2 protein-coding genes are annotated in these 1,244 nt (G+C 58.4%); both read right to left on the reverse strand.

Annotation, left to right across the window (positions count from 1 at the left end; all coding sequences use genetic code 11):
• The coding region (locus tag ACXRVY_RS29970) for a CDP-alcohol phosphatidyltransferase family protein (RefSeq protein WP_458239068.1) at positions 1 to 178 on the reverse strand (178 nt) is incomplete at its 3' end.
• 32 nt (positions 179 to 210) lie between these two features.
• Positions 211 to 1,244: excinuclease ABC subunit UvrC (gene uvrC, locus ACXRVY_RS29975; protein WP_458239067.1), on the reverse strand; the 1,034-nt coding region annotated here is incomplete at its 5' end.

Below are 1,244 nucleotides of genomic sequence, written 5' to 3' on the forward strand. Positions count from 1 at the left end.
ACGGTGTGCTTTGTTCCAGACGGCGGGCCAGGTACCCGTCCAGCCAGTCGGTGGCGGCAGCGAATGCGAAGACCGAGGCGGAGGCCAGGTAGCTCCATTGGTAAGGCAGGTAGAACAGTAAAATGAAGATCGGTATGAGCAGAACGCGTAGAACGGTAATCAGATTAGGGATATTCATCGGCACAACTGGCTACGAGGTGAGGGGGCATTCTACTCGCTGTGCAGATTTGCATAAATCAACTCTGCGAGCTTTTTACTGATCCCGGGGGCTTTGGCAATTTCTTCGATGCTTGCACGAGACAGCTCCTGCAATCCACCAAAATGTTTCAACAAATCCCGCCGACGTGTTGGTCCGACGCCAGCGACGCCCTCCAGTGTAGACGTCCGACGGGTTTTTCCACGCCGGGCGCGGTGCCCGGTGATGGCAAATCGGTGGGCTTCGTCGCGAATCTGCTGGATCAGGTGCAACGCGGGAGAATCGCCGCGCAAGGTGAACTCATGTGCAGCGTCGTTCAGGTACAGGGTTTCGAAACCGGCCTTGCGTGTTGCGCCTTTTGCGACGCCGAGCAGAATCAAATCAGGCACGGCCAATTCATCGAGCACGTCGCGGGCCATGGACAACTGGCCTTTACCGCCATCCACCAACAGGATATCCGGCAGTTTGCCCTCCCCGTCCTTCAGCTTGCTGAAGCGTCGGGTCAACGCCTGATGCATCGCCGCGTAGTCATCGCCGGCCGTAACGCCCTCGATGTTATACCGGCGGTAATCGGATTTGATCGGGCCTTCGGGGCCGAAGACCACGCAGGACGCCACCGTCGCCTCGCCACTGGAATGACTGATGTCGTAGCATTCCAGTCGTTGTGGAGGCTCATCGAGCTTCAGCACTTGCGCCAGCGCATCGAAGCGTTCCGTAATGTGCTGACGATTCGCCAGGCGCGCACTCAGTGCCTGCTCGGCATTGGTCACCGCCAATTGTTGCCAGCGCGCCCGCGTACCACGCACACGATGGCTGATGGTCAGTTCACGACCGCGCAACTCGTCGATGGCCGCGATCAGAGTGGGAAAGTCATCGTGGACCACGTTGACGATCAGTTCACTTGGCAAGTCGCGCTCAGGACTGCTGATGAAGTACTGGCCGAGAAACGCGGCCATGACTTCGCTGACGTCTTCTTCAATACCAACCTGGGGGAAGAAGTTCTTGCTTCCCAGTACCCGCCCGCCCCGCACGCTGATCAAGTGAACAC

It is taken from the genome of Pseudomonas sp. P5_A2_2, assembly GCF_054177685.1.